12 protein-coding genes are annotated in these 14,530 nt (G+C 68.2%); 4 read left to right on the top strand and 8 right to left on the bottom strand.

Annotation, left to right across the window (positions count from 1 at the left end):
- Window positions 1-4 precede the first annotated feature (4 nt).
- The 8 genes from murD to mraZ all read right to left on the bottom strand — a co-directional run bounded on the left by murD (window position 5) and on the right by mraZ (window position 9,478).
- Window positions 5-1,474: a UDP-N-acetylmuramoyl-L-alanine--D-glutamate ligase gene (gene murD, locus ACO6D6_RS07250; RefSeq protein ID WP_484784503.1), complete on the bottom strand. Its 1,470-nt coding sequence runs from the start codon at window positions 1,472-1,474 to the stop codon at window positions 5-7.
- The gene (gene mraY, locus ACO6D6_RS07245; protein WP_484784501.1) at window positions 1,456-2,526 is read right to left on the bottom strand and encodes a phospho-N-acetylmuramoyl-pentapeptide-transferase; all 1,071 of its coding nucleotides are present in this window, start codon (window positions 2,524-2,526) and stop codon (window positions 1,456-1,458) included. The genes murD and mraY overlap by 19 nt, the downstream gene beginning before the upstream one ends.
- On the bottom strand, window positions 2,523-3,956 hold the full coding sequence (locus ACO6D6_RS07240; protein WP_484784500.1) for a UDP-N-acetylmuramoyl-tripeptide--D-alanyl-D-alanine ligase: 1,434 nt from the start codon (window positions 3,954-3,956) through the stop codon (window positions 2,523-2,525). Before ACO6D6_RS07240 ends, mraY begins: the two co-directional genes overlap by 4 nt.
- Window positions 3,953-5,470 (bottom strand): UDP-N-acetylmuramoyl-L-alanyl-D-glutamate--2,6-diaminopimelate ligase, encoded by a 1,518-nt coding sequence (locus ACO6D6_RS07235; protein ID WP_484784499.1) that lies wholly within the window; start codon window positions 5,468-5,470, stop codon window positions 3,953-3,955. The genes ACO6D6_RS07240 and ACO6D6_RS07235 overlap by 4 nt, the downstream gene beginning before the upstream one ends.
- Window positions 5,467-7,245: a peptidoglycan D,D-transpeptidase FtsI family protein gene (locus ACO6D6_RS07230; RefSeq protein WP_484784497.1), complete on the bottom strand. Its 1,779-nt coding sequence runs from the start codon at window positions 7,243-7,245 to the stop codon at window positions 5,467-5,469. Before ACO6D6_RS07230 ends, ACO6D6_RS07235 begins: the two co-directional genes overlap by 4 nt.
- A gap of 110 nt (window positions 7,246-7,355) precedes the next feature.
- Entirely contained in the window at window positions 7,356-7,943 is a 588-nt protein-coding gene (gene ftsL / locus ACO6D6_RS07225; protein WP_484784496.1) for a cell division protein FtsL, read from the bottom strand.
- Window positions 7,944-8,894 (bottom strand): 16S rRNA (cytosine(1402)-N(4))-methyltransferase RsmH, encoded by a 951-nt coding sequence (gene rsmH / locus ACO6D6_RS07220; protein WP_484784647.1) that lies wholly within the window; start codon window positions 8,892-8,894, stop codon window positions 7,944-7,946.
- A 149-nt stretch (window positions 8,895-9,043) separates the two neighbouring features.
- Entirely contained in the window at window positions 9,044-9,478 is a 435-nt protein-coding gene (gene mraZ / locus ACO6D6_RS07215; RefSeq protein WP_484784495.1) for a division/cell wall cluster transcriptional repressor MraZ, read from the bottom strand.
- Window positions 9,479-9,661: 183 nt separating this feature from the next.
- Here mraZ and ACO6D6_RS07210 point away from each other — a divergent pair, with 183 nt between their 5' ends.
- The 4 genes from ACO6D6_RS07210 (at window position 9,662) to ACO6D6_RS07195 (ending at window position 14,528) form a co-directional block, all read left to right on the top strand.
- Complete coding sequence (locus tag ACO6D6_RS07210; RefSeq protein WP_484784494.1) at window positions 9,662-10,633, top strand: AAA family ATPase; 972 nt, start codon at window positions 9,662-9,664, stop codon at window positions 10,631-10,633.
- Window position 10,634: 1 nt separating this feature from the next.
- The gene (locus tag ACO6D6_RS07205; RefSeq protein ID WP_484784493.1) at window positions 10,635-11,885 is read left to right on the top strand and encodes a DUF58 domain-containing protein; all 1,251 of its coding nucleotides are present in this window, start codon (window positions 10,635-10,637) and stop codon (window positions 11,883-11,885) included.
- On the top strand, window positions 11,882-14,065 hold the full coding sequence (locus ACO6D6_RS07200; RefSeq protein WP_484784491.1) for a transglutaminase TgpA family protein: 2,184 nt from the start codon (window positions 11,882-11,884) through the stop codon (window positions 14,063-14,065). Before ACO6D6_RS07205 ends, ACO6D6_RS07200 begins: the two co-directional genes overlap by 4 nt.
- Window positions 14,066-14,144: 79 nt before the next feature.
- Entirely contained in the window at window positions 14,145-14,528 is a 384-nt protein-coding gene (locus tag ACO6D6_RS07195; RefSeq protein ID WP_484784490.1) for a DUF3040 domain-containing protein, read from the top strand.
- The last annotated feature ends 2 nt before the right edge of the window (window positions 14,529-14,530 follow it).

Below are 14,530 nucleotides of genomic sequence, written 5' to 3'. Positions count from 1 at the left end.
GTGCCTAACTGCTCGGTGCCTGAAGGCTCCGGACCGCAGTGGCGAAACGCTCGCCGCGGTCGTCGTAGCCCGTGAACATGTCGAGCGAGGCGCTTCCGGGGCTCAGGAGCACCGCGTCACCCTCACGGGCAAGATGCGCCGCTTGGGAGACCACCTCGTCCATCACACCATGGTCGCTGCTGTCCAGGACGATCACGGGAACATCGGGCGCGTGTCGGGACAATGCGTCCGCTATGACCTGCCGGTCGACGCCGATGAGGATCGCGGCCCGGATGCGGTCGCGGTGCGTGGTGATCAGCTCGTCGAAACTGGTTCCCTTGGTCTGACCACCCGCCACCCACACGAACGACGGGAAGGCACGCATGGCCGAGTCCGCCGCGTGCGGGTTCGTGGCCTTCGAGTCGTCGATCCAGCGCACACCGTTGATCTCGGCCACCTCCGCCATGCGGTGCCCCGCGAGCCGCAGGTCACGAAGCCCCTGGGCCACGGCCTTCGCCGGCACCCCGAGGCTGCGCACCAGAGCGGCCGCCGCGCAGGCGTTGGCGATGTTGTGCGGGGCGTAGGGTTGCACGTCCGTGACCTTCGCGAGTTCCAGCGCGGAGCTGCGTCGCTGGGCGACGAAGGCGCGGTCGACGATCAGGCCGTCCACCACACCGATCATGGAGGTCGCGGGGATGCCGGTGGTGAACCCGATGGCGCGGGCCCCCTCCGTGACCTCGGCCTCCTCCACGAGACGTTCGGTCTCCGGTTCGGCCACGTTGTAAACGCAGGCGTTCGTGACCCGCTCGAAGATCCTGGCCTTGTCCGCCACGTAGCGTTCGTACCCACCTGGTCCGTTGTAGAACTCGAGGTGGTCCTCGTGCAGGTTCAGCACCGCCGCGGAGTGGAGGGCGGTGGTGTGCACCCAGTGCAACTGGAAACTGGACAGTTCGACCACCAGTGCGTCGTAGGGTTCGTCGTCGAGGATGGCCTCCACGATGGGACGGCCGATGTTCCCGACCGCGGCCGCACGCATCCCGGCGGCCCGGAGCATGGACTCGGCCATCTGGGTGGTGGTGGTCTTCCCGTTGGTTCCGGTGACCCCGAGCCACGGGATGGCGCGGTCGGGCTGCTGCATCCGCCAGGCGAGTTCGATGTCCCCCCACACCGGGATGCCGCGTTCCAGCGCCCGGGTGAGCAGCGGGGCGTCGGGACGCCATCCGGGGGAGGTGACCACCAGATCCGTGTCCCCGGGCAGCTCGGCGGTCGCTCCCTTTCCGAGCCGCACCGTGGCGTCGAGGGTCTCCAGGATGGCCGCCCGGTCGGCGTGGGCGTCCGACTCGTCCAGGACCGTGACCCTGGCCCCGAGCGAGAGCAACCCGTCGGCCGCCGAGTAACCCGAGACACCGAGACCCGCTACGACGGCGTGAACCCGGCTCCAGTCGCTCAGCCGATTCGCCGTCAACAGGAATTCCCTCACTGACCAACCACCCATTCCCCGTAGAAGATGCCAACCCCAATGGCGACGCACAGACCACAGATGATCCAGAACCGGATCACCACCGTGACCTCCTGCCACCCGAGAAGTTCGAAGTGGTGGTGGATGGGTGACATCTTGAAGATACGTTTACCCTTTGTCGCCTTGAAATACCCCACCTGAAGCGCCACGGAACCGGCCTCCATGACGAACAGGAAGCCCATGATCACCAGCAGCAGCTCCGTGCGGGTCATGATTGACAACCCGGCAAGAGCAGCGCCAATGGCCATGGAGCCGGTGTCACCCATGAAAATCTTGGCGGGTTTGGCGTTCCACCACAGGAAACCGAAACAGGAACCGGCGAGCGCCGTCGAAACCACTGCGAGATCGTACGGATCACGCACCTCGTAGCAGAGGGGACCGACGCTGGAGACCCTGCCGCACCACTGGTTGAACTGCCAGATGTTGACCAGCGAAAAGGTCGCGAACACCAGCGTCGCGCTTCCCGCGAGCAGACCATCGAGGCCGTCGGTGAGATTGGTGGCGTTCGGCCAGGCCATCAGCAGGAAGACGATCCAGATCACGGCCACAAAGAACGGAAGGTGCAACCAGGGCAGGTCCCGCAGGAAGGAGACGAACTCGGAAGCGGGACGAAGGCCGCGTTCGTCGGGAAAGTTGAGCGCCAGCACGGCGAAAATCCCGCCGATCGCGAACTGCCCGATCAGTTTCCCTCTCGGGGTGAGCCCCAGGGAGCGCTCCTTCGAGATCTTCGCCCAGTCATCCAGAAAACCAAGAAACCCGAGCGCAGTCATGACCCCGATCAACAAAACCCCGGATATCGTCACCGGCGCCCACAGGATCAGGTGAGCCAGGAAATAGGACAGCACCACGGAGGCGACGATGACCACGCCACCCATGGTCGGGGTGCCGCGTTTGGTCAGATGCTCCTTGGGACCGTCGTCACGGATGAACTGACCGTACTGACGCCGGGTCAGGAACTTGATGAACTGTGGGGTGACCAGCAGGGTCAGCAGGAGGGACAGGCCACCTGCCATCAGGATCGTTCTCACTTGGTGACGCCTCCGATCCGTTTGGTCACGGCGTCGGCCACCAACTCCAGGCCCACGCTGCGCGAACCCTTGACCAGGAGAAGATCTCCCGGCGCGAGCTCCACCTGCGAGGCCTCCTCGCGGGTGGCCACCCGGGCTTCGATTCCCCGTTCACGTGCCGCTTCCGCCACGATCCCGGCGTGTTCCCCGACCGAGATCACCTCGTCGATCCCGAGGTCCGCGGCGAGCGCCCCGGCCTCGGCGTGCAACTCCCCCGATTCGGGGCCGAGCTCGAGCATGTCCCCCAGCACCGCCACGACACGGGCCCCGGGGTGATGTCTGCGCTGTCCGGCGATCAGGTCGGCCGCGGTGCGCAGGGCGGCGGCCATCGAATCGGGATTGGCGTTGTAGGCGTCGTTCAGGACGATCCGGTCCCGGCTGCAGCGCACCAGTTCCATCCGCCAATCCGAACGGGTTCCGGCGGCCGACAGGGCCCCGGCCACCTCCGCGACGCTCATGCCGACCGCCAGTCCCGCGGCGGCCGCGGCCAGGGCGTTGGGAACCTGGTGTCGCCCGATCACGCGGAGCGTGACCGGGGCCGAGACGGTTTCCGATTCCCGGGTGGCCACCAACGTGAAGGTGGCCCGCGCGGATTCGTCGCACACGACATCCCGGGCCGTGACCAGCAGGTCTCCCTCGGGCAGGTCGCCCTCCCCGAACCACGCCACCCGAGCCACGGTTGCTTCCCGCATCGCCCGGCAGGCGGGGTCGTCGGCGTTCAGCACCGCCCAGCCCCCGGGTTCCAGTCCCGCGATGATCTCCGACTTTGCGCGGGCGATCTGCTCGATCCCACCGAACTCACCGACGTGGGCGCGCCCGACGTTCAGCACCACCCCGACATCGAGGCCAACCAGCGATGTGAGCCATTCGATGTGCCCGGCCCCCCGGGAACCCATCTCGCTGACGAGGAAACGCGTGGACTCGTCGATCCGGCATGCCGTCAACGGCACACCGATCTCGTTGTTCTGGCTTCCCACCGGGGCGACGGTGGCCCCCCCGGTCTCGAGCACCTGCGCCAGGAGATCCTTGGTGGAGGTCTTCCCGGAGGACCCGGTGACACCGATGCTCACCATTCCCCGGGCGCGTTCCGCCCGGACCAGTCCCCGCGCCAGCCACGAGAGCCCCTGAACGGTGTCCTCGACCAGGATGTGGGGAACCTCGGCCTCGGTGACAAAATTGCCGAGCACCGCGGCGGCCCCGGCGGCCACGGCCTGCGGAGCGAAGGAGTGACCATCGACCCGGGAACCGGGAATGGCGACGAAAAGACTGCCGGGGGTGGCCGCGCGATTGTCGAGCACCACGTCGGGACCGATCACGGTGTCATCGCCCACCACCTCGACGGCCGCTGGCTGCATCAGCTCCACCAGCTCGCTGAGCCGCCTCGCCCTCATCGACCACTTCCTTCCATCCGTCGCCAGGCCTCGAGAGCGACCAGGGCATCGTCGAAGGCCACGATCCGGTCACCAATCTGCTGGCCCTGTTCGTGTCCCTTCCCGAGAATCGCCACAACACTACCGCGCCCAGCAGTCGCGAGCGCCAGTTCGATTGCCTCACCCCTCCCGTCGGCCTCGACGACCCGGGCCCGTGATTCCCCGATTCCGGCGAGCATGGCGGCCCGGATCCTCGCCGGGTCCTCGGTGCGCGGGTTGTCATCCGTGATGATCAAAACGTCGCTGCGCTCAGCGGCGGCGCGTCCCATCAGGGGACGTTTGTCGGGGTCCCGGTCCCCGCCGCAACCCACGACGGTTATCACCTCCCCGAACCCCTGGAGGGCATCCAGGGTGGCCGCCACGGCCTGCGGGGTGTGGGCGAAGTCCACGATCACGGTCGGGGCCTCCTCGGGCAACGGCAGCACCTGCATCCGCCCGGGCACCTGTGCCCGGGCCAGGCCCGGCAGCGTGGTCTCGGCCGGGATCCCCACACGTTCGAGCATCGCCACGGCGATGGCCGCGTCCACCATGTTGTGCCAGCCGGGCAGCGCCAGTTCCACCACCACTTCACCCGACGCGGTGCGCAGCCGCGCACGTCCCCCAAGCGGAGCAACCGGCTCGTAGCCTCCGAGACGGTAGTCCGCATCCTCGCCGGTACCGACCGTGGCCACCGGAAGACCGGCCTTCCGGGCCCTGTCGGCGATCCGGCGGCCGGGCTCGTCGTCGATCCAGACCACGGCCGCCCGGGTGTGTTCGGGGGTGAACAACGACGCCTTGGCCTCGAAGTAGTCCTCCATGCTGCTGTGGAAGTCGAGGTGGTCCCGCCCCAGGTTGAGGAAGGCCGTCACCTCGAAGTTCAGCGCATCCGCCCGGGACATGGCCATGGCGTGGCTGGACACCTCGATGGCCACGGCCTGAGCGCCCCGCTCCCGCATCAGCGCCAGCAGCGCCTGGAGGTCCGGCGAGTCCGGGGTGGTCACCGTGGAACGGCCGGATGGCAGCTCCCTGCCCTCCAGCCGGAAACCGAGCGTCCCGATGGTTCCGACGCGCCGCCCGGTGGCGGTCAGCGTGGCCTCCAGCAGCGCAACCGTGGTGGTCTTGCCATTGGTGCCGGTGACCCCGAACAATTCGAGTCCACTCGCGGGCTCACCGTAGACGCGGGCGCTCACCTCGGCCATCACGGGACGCAACCGGTCACTGACCAGCACGGGCACCCCCGTCTCTCCGACGCTCCGGGCCCCTTCCGGATCGGTCAGGACGGCGACGGCTCCCCGGTCCACGGCCTGGGCGGTGAACCCCGCCCCGTGGGAATGAAACCCCGGCAGGGCGACGTAGAGGTCGCCCGGGCGGACTAGGCGCGAGTCGAGACAGACCCCGGTCACGCAGATCGTGCCGGCCTCACCCAGGACACCGAGACCCGCCACGGCGTCCCGCAGGCCGATGGCGGGAACGGACTCGGGTCTGAGCGTTTTCACTCCCACTCCAGTGGCTCCTTCGGTGCGGGGGTGCTCGAAGGAGCCACGTTGTACCTGGGCAGGGCCGCCTGGAGCACGTTGTTGACCACGGGCAGGGCCAGTTGGCTACCGAGATTGCCGTTCGTCGGCTGGTCGAGCACGACGTAGACCAGCAGCTGGGGGTTCTCCGCGGGCGCGATCCCGACGAAGGACGACGTGTAGCCGTTGTAGCACTTGCAGCTGGAGTCGTAGCGCTGAGCGGTGCCGGATTTGCCAGCGGTGCGGTACCCGGGGATCGCGCGTTCCGAAGCGGCGCTGGTGATGACAGCCTCCATCATGTTGACAACCATGCCAGACGCCTCCTCGGAGATCACGCGGCGCGATGTCGGGGTTGCCAGCGAGATCGGGGTCCCGTCCGCGTTCGTGGCGGATCGGATGATCCGCGGCTGGTTGTAGGTGCCGCCGTTCACGGCCGCGGAGAGCGCCGCCCCCATCTGCACGACCGAAACGGACAGTCCCTGCCCGAAGGAGATCTGGTCGCGTGTGTAGTCGGCCATGTCCGCTCCCGGAAGGGATCCCGTTGTCTCCGCGGGCAATCCCGATTCCGGGACCGCCCCGAGCCCGAACGAGCTCAGGTATTCGTGCAGTTTCGCCTTGTCCATCTGGCGGGCGAGTTTGATGGTTCCGATGTTCGAGGACTGAGCCACCACGCCGCGGGCGGTCAGCTTGATCCTCCCGTGTTCGAAGGAGTCCTTGACGGTTCCGCCCCCGGAGGTGATGCTGGCGGGCACGTCGACCTTCGTGTCCGGGGTCACCAGCCCCGAGTCGGCCAGGGCGGCCATGGTCAACACCTTCTGGGTGGAACCCGGTTCGTAGGCCTCGGTCACGGCGCGGTTGCCGAGGTTCCCGGTATCGGCGGCGCCGGGATTGGCCGAGTCGAAGGAGGGAGCCGTGGCCAGGGCCAGGATCTCGCCATTGTTCGGGTTCATCACGAGAACCGAACCGGTTTTCGCGCCGGCCTTCGCGATGCCGTCGGCCAGCGCCTGCTCCGCGAACCACTGCAGGTCGGCGTCGAGGGTCAGCGAGTAGCTGGCACCGTTCACGGGTGGGGTGAGGACGCTGATGCCCAACGGGATGCGCCCGTAGGTGGAGCGCTCGTAGACCTCCTGGCCGGAGGTCCCGGCCAGCTGCGCATCGAGCATCCCCTCGAGTCCGGCCACCCCTTTGCCCTCCCCGTTGACGAAACCGACGACATTGCTCGCGAGCGTCCGGTTCGGATAGGTGCGCAAGGGGTCGTTCTCGGCGAAGAGGCCGTACCAACGACGTTTGCCGTCCCCGTCGATGCCCTTGCTCATGTCCTTCTCGATCTCGGTCCAGGTTGCCGCCGGGACGTGCCTGGCGATTTCCGCGTACTTGGCGCCCTTGACCGAAAGGATCTCCAGGTACTTGGACTCACTGCCCCCGAGATGGGTGGCGAGGATCTTCGCCACGGCCTTCGGCGCCGCGTCGGCCTCTTCCTGTTTCTTCGCGCTCATCGGATAACGCTTGTCCGCCCCGTTGCTCTGCACCATGTCCGGATCGGCCGTGATGTGCATGGCCGGTTGGGTGGATGCGAGCACAACCCCGTTGCGGTCGGTGATGCCACCACGTTCGGGCAGCAGCTCCCTGGTGTTCTGCATCTTCTCCGCGGCCTGGGCGGCGAAACTCTGGGCCTCGAGGGCCTGCAGTTGAACGGCGCGCCCGACGCACACCATCACCAACAGCAACATGGCCATCATGAACGCACGAATGCGCATGCTGGAACGCCCGAGCGGCAACTTCCAGGTGCGGCGCCCCCCGCGGCCACGCCTACGGCCGGCCGGGCGACGGCTGCGGCCGGCCGGGCGACGGCTGGGCGGGCGGCGGTTCACCGTTCACCCTCCCCCACCTGAGGGGCTACCCCCTCGGTCGGAGCCGGGTTGGCCGGGGTCGTCTCCTCGGTAGGCTCCGGGTTGGCCGGGGTTGTCTCCTCGGTCGGAGCCGGGCTCGCCGGAGGATCCGTCGGCTCGGGGGAGGCCGGTGCCCGGGACTGCTGGGCCCCGGACCGCCCGGTCAGGTAGGGGGCCTCGTCGCCCTTGACGGGTCGGGGTTCTCCCGTGATGGCACCCGTGGAGAGGTCGACGAAGGCCGGGAACGGGTTGGGCACCATTCCCAGTTCCGAGGCCCGCAGCGCCAACGACCCGCTGCTGGAGATCCCCTGCAGTTCCGTGCGACGGGCGGCCGCCACATAGGACAACTGGGTGGCCTCCTTGCGGAGGTTCGCCAGGTCGCGGGACTGGGCGCCGACCTGGGTGGTGACGACCATGACGAAGACCATGCCCAGCACCACCAGGATCGCGAGTATCAAAAGGAACCCGAAAGTGGAAACACGGGCCTTGACCGGAGGGACGAGCCGCAACCGGGGACGCGAGGGCTCCCTGGTTGTCTGCTCAACTTCGGCGGCAAGAGCACTCAACTATGCCTCCTTGATTCGGGCTGCGGCGCGTAGCCTTGCGGATGCCGCACGCGGGTTTGATCGGACCTCCTGTTCCGAGGGCCGCTCGGCCCCCCGGGTCAGGAGCTTGAAATGGGGTTGCAGGTGTTCTGGGACGACGGGCATGTCCCGCGGTGCCTTGTCGGCGGCCAGCGCAGCGAGGTGTCGCTTGACCGGTCTGTCCTCCAGGGAGTGGTAGGACAACACCACCAACCGCCCCCCAAGGGTGAGGGCGTCGGTGGCGGCGGGCAGGAACCTCTCCAAGGTGGCCATCTCATCGTTGACCGCGATCCGGATGGCCTGGAAGGTGCGCTTGGCGGGATGCCCCGGGGAGCGCCTGGCAGCGACCGGGATGGCATTCGAGATGACCTCCACGAGCCGACCCGAAGACGTGAAGGGCCGGGTCTCCCGTTCCTCCACGACCGCGGCGACGATCCGCTCCGCGAACCTCTCCTCGCCGTAGTGACGCAGGATCCACACGAGCTGCGCCGGGGGTGCGGAGTTGAGCAGGTCCGCGGCACTTCGTCCCTCTCCCCTGCTCATGCGCATGTCCAGGGGGGCATCCACCCGGTAGGCGAATCCCCGTTCCTCGCGGTCGATCTGCAGGGAGCTGAGTCCGAGGTCGGCGAGCACCGCATGGACCCCGTCGACGCCGAGGTCGGCGAGCACCTCGGGTAGTTCGTCGTGGATGGCCTTGACGAGGGTGGCCCGTTCCGCGAGGGGACCGAGCCGTTCCCGGGCCACGGCCAGGGCATCCGGGTCGCGGTCGATGCCGATGAGCCTCGCCGAGGGCGCGGCCTCCAGGATCGCCCGGGCGTGACCGCCGAGCCCGAGGGTGCAGTCGACGTAGATGGCGCCGGGTGCGGCCAGGGCCGGGGACAGCAACTCGACGACACGGCCGAGCATGACCGGTTCGTGAACGTCTTCACGCATCTTCAAGGTCGCCTCCCTCCAGCTGCCTCGTCGGATCCTCCAGGTTTTCCTCCTCCCCGGGACGGAGGTTCCTTCACCGGGGTCGCACCTGGCCTCGGGGAAGGAAGGCCAGGGTCAGCCCCGGTGATGGACCACCGCCTCGGGGAAGTTCACTGCCCCAGCTGGGACAGCAGTTCCGCGTCGAGTTCGGCGAAACCGGATTCCTGCTCCGCCTGGTACTCGGCCCAGTGTTCGGCGTCCCAGATCTCGGCCCGGTTCATGGCGCCGATCACCACGACGTCGCGTTCCAGACCCGCATAGGAGCGGAGGATCTGGGGGATCGTGATCCGCCCCTGCCGGTCCGGAACCTCGAAGCTGGCACCTGCGGTCAGCATGCGCTGATAGTCACGAACCTGCTTCAGCGTGGAGGGTGCGGCACTCACGGGCGCCATCAGCGCCTCGAAGGTGTCCTTGGGGTAGACGGCGAGCGCCCGTTCCTGTGTGCGCGTCACGACGAGCCCCCCATCGAGGGCCTCCCGAAACTTCGCGGGAAGGATCAAACGCCCCTTCTCGTCCAATTTCGGCGTGTACGTGCCAAGGAACAACTGGAAACCCCCTCTCCTCCACAAAGCCCCCACTTCGCTCCACTTGCCACCACACTACCCCACTTTCCCCCACTCGAGGCGTGTCCTCTCCACCGGGTGTGTCAGCCAATCCATTGGGAGTGTTTGAACGATGCCCTAGGCTTCTTCCACGTCAGGAAAGCGTCGCGAGTCCCGAGGAGCCCCATGACCCAGACCGCTGCAACTCCCTTGGCGTTGGCCGAGGTGAGTGCGCTGGCCAACCAGGTGAAACAGTCGATCGGCAGCGTCATAGAGGGCAAACCACACCAGATACACATGGCGGTCCTGGTGCTGCTCGCGCAGGGGCATCTTCTTCTCGAGGACGTTCCCGGGGTCGGCAAGACCGTCCTCGCCAAGGCCCTCGGGCGTTCCATCTCGGGGGCGGTCAGCCGCATCCAGTTCACGCCCGATCTGCTTCCGAGCGACGTCACCGGCGTGTCGGTTTTCAACCAGCAGACCCGCGAGTTCGAGTTCAAACCCGGCGGCATCTTCGCCAACATCGTGCTGGGGGACGAGATCAACCGGGCCTCGCCGAAAACCCAGTCCGCCCTGCTGGAGGCCATGGCCGAGGGGCAGGTCTCCGCGGACGGGCAGACCTACAGGCTCAAGCGGCCCTTCATGGTGGTGGCCACCCAGAACCCGATCGAGATGGAGGGCACCTATCCCCTCCCCGAGGCCCAGCGTGACCGTTTCATGGCGAGAATCGAGATGGGTTATCCCGGGCATCAGGCGGAGATGGCCATGCTCACCGCCCAGGCCGGTGGTGACCAGCTCGCCACCGTGCGGCCCGTGACCGATGTCGCCCACGTGGAAAGGGCCATCTCGGCCATGCGGGGAATCTACGTCGCCCCCGTGATCAACGACTACATCGTGCGGTTGGTGGGTTCCACCCGAAACAATCCGGAGCTTCGGCTCGGCGCCAGCCCCCGCGCCTGCGTCCACCTGATGCGGGCCGCCCGGGTCGAGGCCGCCCTTCAGGGACGCGACTACGTGATCCCGGAGGATGTCGCCACCCTGGCCGTCCCCGTGCTGGCCCACCGGGTGCTGCTGACCGTGGACGCGCAGGTCGCCCGCCAGTCGAACGAAGCCGTCATCGAACACGTGGTCGCCACCACCCAGCCGCCGCACCGGAGCTGATATGCGGGGGTTCCGTTTCGGCCTCACGGGACGCGGCCTGGCGATGTTGGTGTTCGGCGGTTTCATCGCGACGGGAGCAGCCCTGATCGGGGAACCCGACCTGGCCTGGGTGGGGGTCTTCGTGGCCTGCCTGCCCGTGGTGGGGCTGGCGGTAGTGCTGGCCCTGCCACCCCGCCTGGCCTGCGAACGTCTCGTCGTGCCCGATTCCCTGCCCGTCGGGGAGGCCGCCCGGGTGCGGCTGTCGGTCACGAGCAGCAGGACGGCCTCCTTCTCCGCGCTCGGTTTCCGCGACCGACTCCCGGAGGCACTGGGCCAGGACGCGACGTTCGAACTGATCCGCGGCCTTGGCCGCTGGCGCCAGGCCGCGGGCTATGACGTGGTCACCCGGCAACGCGGTCATTTCCAGATCGGCCCCCTCAGGGTTCGCAACCTCGACGCCTTCGGGGTGGCCTGGCGCAGCTGGCAGGCGACCGGGGACACCACGTCGCTGCGTGTGACCCCGAGGCTGTGGCCCCTGGCCCTTCCCAAGGGCGGCCGGGCATCGGGGGCGAGCGGGGACGCCACCCCCCAGCGCATCGGGAACGCCGGCACCGACGACGTCCTGGTGCGCGAGCACCGTCACGGTGACGGAATGCGCCGCGTGCACTGGAGGATGAGCGCGAAACGCGGGGAACTGATGGTCCGGCTGGAGGAACAACCCTGGGATCCGGCCATGACGATCATCGTCGACACCCGGGCGGCGGCGCACATCGGCCACGGCCCGGCATCCACCCTCGAATGGGTGCTGTCACTGGGCGCTTCCCTGGCCACCGAGCTGCTTCGCGACCGCCTCCGGGTCAGCCTCCTGGGTGCCGACGGGGTGATCTTCAGCCCCATAAAAGGAGAATCCACGGGGGCGACCTCGCGGTTGCTGGCCACCGTGACCGACGTCGAACCATCCGGACGCGCCTTCCTGGAGGACTGCCTCGCCGACCCGGACGCCCTCGGCACCACACGAACCGTGGTGGCCGGGCTCGGTTTGCTCCACTCCCGCGACGCCGCCGCGCTGGTGGCCGCCACCACCCGGGTGGCGGACATCGACGCGCTGGTCCCCGATGCCCGCGCCTTCCGTCTCCCCGTGGATGTGGTTGTCGCCCACGAGGAGGCCTGCCGGCTGCTGACCGCCTCCGGGTGGAACGTGGCGACCTTCGGTCCCGGGACCACCGTTCCCCAGGGCTGGGACAGGCTCGTCACCCAGCGGGAGGCCCGATGAGCAGCCGCTCCTCCGTGGCCCTGCCCCTGGTGATGTCGGTGGCGGTGGCCCTGTCCATGTTCTCCCTGGGCCCCCTGTTCACCTCCCCCGTGCTCTCCCCTGCCCTGTTCCTGGTGACCGGGACCCCCGGCCTGGTCGCCGCGACGGCCGCGTTGCTGCGAATCGGGCGCTCCTGGTCGGCGGTGCTGGCGGCCCTGTCCGGGACGGGGCTGCTGATCTGGCTGGGGATGGGCGCCGCACCGGGAAGCACACCCCTGACCGGGATACCGGGCCTGTTCGCCAGTGGTTTCCAGGTTTTGCGGGATTCGCAACCACCGATGCCCGACCATCCCGCGCTGGGTTGGTTGCTCCTGTTCCTGGCCTTCGTGCTGTGGCTGGTCTCCTACGTGCTGGCAGAGCCCCTGGAACAACCGGCCTGGGTGATCGCCCCCCTGGCACTGCCGTACGGCCTCACGGCGCTGGTACACCCGGTGGAAATGGGCGTCACCGGGTTCCTGCTGGTCGCGGGCGGCTACGTGGCGATCCTGCTCACTGCCGGTGGGCCGGGACTCACCGGCGGCGGAGCGGGATTCCAGCTGGCGCGCTGGGTCGTCGGCCTGATCGCCGCCACGGTGGCCACGGCCCTGGCCCTGGGGGTCACCTCCGTCCTGCCCATGGGCCGCAAACAGCCCTGGTTGAACAACGGCGCCGAAAAACCCATCCAGCTCAGCGACCCGACCATCGAACTGAGCCGCAACCTGCAGCGCCCGAGCCCCGTGGACGTGCTCACCTATCGCGCCAGCGACCGGAAACCCCACTACCTGCGCACCACCGCCCTGACCCACCTGACCACGGAGGGGGCGCAGCTGGAATCCATGCGGCTGCGCAGCTCGGGCATCGGCGAGGCCTATGACGCCCCCGGGAACAAGGTGGACGTCAACATCTCGATGCGTTTCCCCTCCCAGTACCTGCCGGCCCCGTTCGCCATCGACGGTTTCGACGCCTCCGGGAACTGGGGGTTCGACCAGAACACCCTCTCGGTGGTCGCCACGGGCGACCAGGGTGCCGACCAGACCACGAATCTCGACTACCGCGTCACCTCGGTGATCCCGGACGGGGGTTCGTCCCTGCCGACCGCCCGCGCGGGATCGGATCCGGCGGGCGGGGAAACCCTCAAGGTGCCGGAGGGCATCTCCGAGGAGATTCGAAACCTGGCGGCCAGGATCACCGGTAACGCGGCTACCGACGGCGCCAAGGCGAAGGCCATCGAGGAGTACCTGACCTCCGACCGGTTCACCTACACCCTCCAGGCCCCCACCTCGACGGGGGTGGATGCCATCAGCGCCTTCCTGCTGAACGACCACTCCGGCTACTGCATCCACTTCGCCACCTCCATGGCGGTGCTGGCCCGGATCGAGGGCATTCCATCGCGCATCGCGGTCGGGTTCACGGGTGGTGTCCCCGACGGGGATGGCTACAAGGTGACCACGGACAACATGCACGCCTGGCCCGAGCTCTACTTCGAGGGCCTGGGGTGGGTGCCCTTCGAACCAACCAAGTCCATCGGCTCCTCCGGCACGGGCGAGAATCCTCCGCCAAACCCACCGAGCTCCGATCCCGGCACCCCTCCGAGCACCGCGGTCGAGTCCCCCGAACCCCAACCCACCGAGCCGACGCCGTCCCTCGCGCCGTCCCCGGCTCCCTCCCCCGGCGAGGGGACCCAGGGCACCAGCGCGGGAAGCTCCGAGAGCTGGGGCTGGCTGCTCTGGGGGTTGCCCGTGCTCCTGCTGCTGGTCTCACCCGCCGTGGCGCGGTTGTTGATCAGGGGGTGGCGTCTGCGCGGCGGACAACCTCCGGCCACCGCCGCCGCCGCGGCGTGGCGTGAGCTGGCGGCCGTTCACAGGGATCTGGGCCGGGAGTTCCCGCCGGGTTCCCCCGTCGAGGTCGTCAAGGCCATGGAGCACGGCCTCCCCGCCACCACTGCGGCACACCTGTTCGAGGTGGCCGAGGCCGCGCAACGCAGCCAGTTCGCTCGCGAAATCCCACCGGTGGATCAGCTTCCCGGGCGGGTGAAGCTCCTGGTCCGAGAACTCCGCGGCGACACCCCCGCACCCAGGCGTCTGCTGGCCTTCCTGCTCCCCGCTTCCTTGTGGCGGCCGAGACGCGCAGGCGGCGGGAAACGCAGGAGGAAATCGCGATAGCTTTTTCCCACCCAAGAGGCGGGGCACCTACAATGGAATTGGGCGAGCTGCCCCCGAGGAACTAGGACGGGAGACCACGATGGCTTTGTCTGAGCAGGAGCAGAAACGCCTGGACCAGCTTGAGGCCTCGCTGCTCGCCGATGACCCGAAGTTCGCGGATGCCTTGAGGGGAACACCCCAGTTCCGTGTTCAGCGTCGTCGCGCAGCCTTGGCGGGCGTGGTTTTCGTGGCCGGGCTGGCCGCCCTGGTGCTCGGGGTCCAGTTCCAGCCCTTGATCTCCATAATCGGTTTCGTGATGATGCTCGTCGCGGCGATCACCGGAATCAGCGCCTGGTCAAGGGTCGAGGGCCAGGAGGAACCGACGCGTTCCTCCAGCAAGTCCAACCATCCCTCCTCCGGAACGGATTTCATGAACAAATTGGAGGAACGCTGGCGCAAGCGCCAACAGGGCGGCGATCTCTGAAT

The sequence above is a fragment of the Arachnia sp. genome, from assembly GCF_057238465.1.
Note: the sequence above shows the minus strand (reverse complement) of the source record. Positions and strands in the feature narration are given on the sequence as shown.

Coding starts and splice junctions, on each gene's coding strand:
- murD (WP_484784503.1), bottom strand. CDS start 1,474: ATGGGTGGTTGGTCAGTGAGGGAATTCCTGTTGACGGCGAATCGGCTG.
- ACO6D6_RS07240 (WP_484784500.1), bottom strand. CDS start 3,956: ATGAGGGCGAGGCGGCTCAGCGAGCTGGTGGAGCTGATGCAGCCAGCG.
- ACO6D6_RS07230 (WP_484784497.1), bottom strand. CDS start 7,245: ATGCGCATTCGTGCGTTCATGATGGCCATGTTGCTGTTGGTGATGGTG.
- rsmH (WP_484784647.1), bottom strand. CDS start 8,894: ATGCGTGAAGACGTTCACGAACCGGTCATGCTCGGCCGTGTCGTCGAG.
- ACO6D6_RS07210 (WP_484784494.1), top strand. CDS start 9,662: ATGACCCAGACCGCTGCAACTCCCTTGGCGTTGGCCGAGGTGAGTGCG.
- ACO6D6_RS07205 (WP_484784493.1), top strand. CDS start 10,635: ATGCGGGGGTTCCGTTTCGGCCTCACGGGACGCGGCCTGGCGATGTTG.
- ACO6D6_RS07200 (WP_484784491.1), top strand. CDS start 11,882: ATGAGCAGCCGCTCCTCCGTGGCCCTGCCCCTGGTGATGTCGGTGGCG.
- ACO6D6_RS07195 (WP_484784490.1), top strand. CDS start 14,145: ATGGCTTTGTCTGAGCAGGAGCAGAAACGCCTGGACCAGCTTGAGGCC.